We start from the raw sequence: 3,738 nt of genomic DNA on the forward strand, positions 1-3,738 counted from the left end.
GGCCCCGCCCCGGCCGGCGGCGAGGCGCCGCGTGGTGCGGAGTCCGGCCCGGTCGCCGGGGACGGCGGCCCGCGCGCCGCCGAGCCGGCCCGTGCCCCCGAGGCTGCCGGCTCGCCCGACCGGCCCACGCCGCCGGGCCCCTTCGCGCCCGCCCCGGCCGTTCCGCAGTACCCGGTCCCCGGCCAGCCCCAGCCAGGGCAGCCGCAGGCCGGCGGCCCGGCCGGTCAGCCGCAGGCCGCGGGTCAGCCCGGCTACCCGCACGCCGCCGGCCAGCCCGGCTACCCGCACGCCGCGGGTCAGCCCGGTTATCCGCAGGCCGGCCACGCGCAGGCCGCCGGCCACCCCGGCGCGCCCTGGTACGGCCAGCAGTCCGGCTGGAGCGGCGGGGGCCAGCCGGGACAGCCGTACGGCCAGCAGCCGCACCACCCCGGCCAGCCGGTGCCGCCCTGGGCGCCCGCGCAGGCGGGCCCCCGGCCGGGCCGGATCGCCAAGCTCGCCGGCGCCGGCGTCGCGGTGTTCGCGCTGATGCTCGGCTCGGGCGTCGCGGGCGGGGCGCTCGCGCTCGCCGTCGACGGCGACTCGGGCATCACCCGCACCTACTCCGCCGCGCCGGTCATCAACGGCGCCGACCTGCCCCGGATCGCCGCCGCCGTGCAGCCCAGCGTCGTCTCGATCGCCACGGACAACGGAGAGGGCTCCGGCGTGATCCTCACCGCCGACGGCTTCGTGCTCACCAACAACCACGTGGTCGCCTCCGCCACGGACGGCCGCGTCGTGGTCACCTTCGCCGACGGCAAGACCGCCCAGGCCCAGGTCCGGGGCACGGACCCGAAGACCGACCTGGCGGTGGTGAAGGCCACCGGCGTCAGCGACCTGAAGGCCGCCACCTTCGGCGACAGCGACGCGATGCAGGTCGGCGACCAGGTGCTCGCCCTCGGCAGCCCGCTGGGCCTGCAGGGCTCGGTCACCGCCGGCATCCTCAGCGCCCGGGACCGCACCATCCAGGCGGGCAGCGGCGGGCAGCGGCAGGAGCCCAGCCAGGGAGCCACATCGATCGCGGGGCTGCTCCAGACCGACGCGCCGATCAACCCGGGCAACTCCGGCGGTGCCCTGGTCAACACCCGGGGCGAGGTGATCGGCATCAACACCGCCATCGCCACCGCCGGGCAGGGCAGCAGCGGCAACATCGGCGTCGGCTTCGCGATCCCCAGCAACAAGGCCAAGGACGTCGCCGGCAAGCTCCAGCGGGGTGAGAAGGTCAGCCACCCGTCGCTCGGGGTCAGCGTGACGGCCGCCGAGGGCGGCGGTGCCCTGGTGGCCACCGTCACCCCCGGCAGCCCCGCCGAGAAGGCCGGGTTGCAGCGCGGCGACGTGGTCACCCGGTTCGGCGACAAGGTGGTCAACGACTCGGACGACCTGGTCGGTGCCGTGCAGGCCGGCAAGGTCGGCGACCGGGTCGAGGTGACCTACAAGCGCAACGGCACCGAAGCCAGGGCGACCGTGACGCTCGCCGAGACGTCGTAGCCGGATAACCGAAGACTTTCCTCCTCCCTCCGGCGGCGGGTGGCGGGGCCAAGGGGGTTGGCTCCGTCACCCGCCGCTCCCTCTCGACGGCGGTTCACCCGGTCCGGGTGAACCGCCGTCACCCGTCGCGCCGGCACGGTCGGACAGGCAGGAACCGGCGCGGCGTACGGAGGGGTGCGATGACCACGGCAGCGGCCGTTCGGACCGACGAGCGGATCCAGCGGGACGTGCTCGACGAACTGGCCTGGGACGCCCAGGTGCAGCCGAACGAGATCGGGGTCACCGTCCACGACGGCGTGGTGACCCTGACCGGCTGGGTCGACGGGTACGCGCGGAAGTGGGCGGCGCGGCGCTGCGCGCAGCGCGTACGAGGGGTGCGGGCGGTCGCCGACGACCTCGGGGTGCACCTGCCCGGCGAGCCGGGGCGTACGGACGCCGAGATCGCCGTCGCGGCGAGCCGGGCGCTGGAGTGGGACAGCTTCGTCCCGGCGGAGCGGCTGGACGTCACCGTGGCCGACGGCTGGGTGATGCTCCGCGGTCAGGTGGAGTTCGGCTGGCAGCGGCGCACCGCCGAGCGGGAGCTGCGCCGGCTGCGGGGCGTACGGGGGGTGACCAACCTGGTCGAGGTGCGGCCCGCCACCCGTCGCGATCCCGAGCGGACCCGGCGCGACCTCCAGCGGGCGCTGGCGCGTGGCGTCGGCACGCAGCGGGTGACCGTCGAGCTGGACGGGGACACGGTCGTGCTCACCGGGGTCGTGCGCTCCTGGTGGGAGCGGGACGAGGCGGAGCGGGTGGCCTGGTCCGGCGAGGGGGTGCGAGCGGTGCGGGAGCGGCTCCTCCTGGGCGGTGAGCGCCCGGATCATCCGGTTTAGTGGTGCCGCCGACGGGAAACCGTCGCCGATCCCGCCGCGCAGCGGGACACCGGTCGCGACGAGGCCGGCCCGGTGCTCCACAGCAGTGACCGAGAGGGAGGTGCCCGTGGCGGTCGACCGTCCGTCACCCGACCGATCGGCAGAGCGGCCGTTGCGGATCGCGATGGTGCTGCCGCCGTGGCTGTCGGTGCCGCCGCCCGGCTACGGCGGGCTCGAACAGGTGGTGACCGGCCTGGTGGAGACGCTGGTCGGCCGGGGCCACGCGGTGACCGTCTTCGGCGCCGGCCGCGAGCACGGGACCACGGCCGCGTTCGTCTCCACGGTGCCCGAGCTCCAGTTCGAGCGGCTCGGCGAGGCGTTGCCCGAGCTGGCCCACCTGGCCCGGGTCAACCACCGGGTCCACGCGGGCGACTTCGACGTCGTGCACGACCACACCACCATCGGCCCGCTGATCGCCGGCCACCGGGCCGTGCCCACCGTGGCCACCGTGCACGGCAACCCCGTGGGCGAGTACGGCGACGTGCTCAGCGAGACCGACAGCGGCGTCGGGCTGGTGGCCATCTCGCACGCCCAGCGCCGGCTCAATCCGCCGCTGCCCTGGGTCGGTACGGTGCACAACGCGATGGACGTCCGCGGCGTCCCGCACAAGACCGCGCCCGGGCACGGGCCGGTGCTCTGGCTGGCCCGCTTCAGCCCCGACAAGGGCCCGGACCTCGCCATCCGGGCGTGCCGGGCCGCCGGCCTGCCGCTGGTGCTGGCCGGCAAGTGCAACGAGCCGGCCGAGCACCGCTACTACGAGCAGGTGGTCCGGCCCCTGCTCGGCGAGGACGTCCGGGTGGTGCTCGACGCCGACCGGGCCGAGGCGCTGCGGCTGCTGGTCGAGGCCCGGTGCCTGATCATGCCGATCCAGTGGGACGAACCGTTCGGCATGGTGATGGTGGAGGCGATGGCGACCGGCACGCCGGTGGTGGCGCTGGACCGGGGCGCGGTGCCGGAACTCGTCCGGCCCGGCCGGACCGGCCTGATCTGCGAGCGCGTGGACGAGCTGCCCGGCGCGTTGCGAGCGGCGACGGACCTCGACCCGGCGGCCTGCGTCGCGCACGTGGCGGAGAACTTCTCCACCGAGCGGATGGCCGCCGGCTACGAGGAGGTGTACCGCCGCTTCATCGCGGAGTCGGCCCCGCCCGCGACGGCCCGGGTGCCCGTCCGGGCCCGGGCCCGCTGACCGCCCGCCGGTCAGACCCGCGCGGCCCCGAGCGCGGTGATCGCGCTGTCCAGCCGGCGGGCGTACGCGTCGGTGACGGCGCCCTCGCCGCGCCGGATGGCGACCTTCTCGCGGAGC

General features: G+C 76.2%; 3 protein-coding genes. All 3 read left to right on the top strand.

From position 1 onward, the window contains the following. Positions 1 to 1,524 (top strand): S1C family serine protease (locus ACSNN9_RS28070; RefSeq protein ID WP_436676324.1); only part of this gene is annotated, 1,524 nt, incomplete at its 5' end. Positions 1,525 to 1,703: 179 nt separating this feature from the next. Beyond that, positions 1,704 to 2,396, top strand: coding sequence for a BON domain-containing protein (locus ACSNN9_RS28075; RefSeq protein ID WP_436676325.1), 693 nt, complete (start codon positions 1,704 to 1,706; stop codon positions 2,394 to 2,396). Positions 2,397 to 2,559: 163 nt separating this feature from the next. After that, positions 2,560 to 3,621, top strand: coding sequence for a glycosyltransferase family 4 protein (locus tag ACSNN9_RS28080; RefSeq protein ID WP_436676326.1), 1,062 nt, complete (start codon positions 2,560 to 2,562; stop codon positions 3,619 to 3,621). The last annotated feature ends 117 nt before the right edge of the window (positions 3,622 to 3,738 follow it).

Origin of the sequence: Micromonospora sp. URMC 107, from assembly GCF_051386315.1 — a bacterium.
Classification (GTDB): Bacteria; Actinomycetota; Actinomycetes; order Mycobacteriales; family Micromonosporaceae; genus Micromonospora.

Bases quoted from the DNA above. Each gene is read 5' to 3' on its own strand.
- ACSNN9_RS28075 (WP_436676325.1), top strand. From the start codon at position 1,704: ATGACCACGGCAGCGGCCGTTCGGACCGACGAGCGGATCCAGCGGGAC.
- ACSNN9_RS28080 (WP_436676326.1), top strand. From the start codon at position 2,560: ATGGTGCTGCCGCCGTGGCTGTCGGTGCCGCCGCCCGGCTACGGCGGG.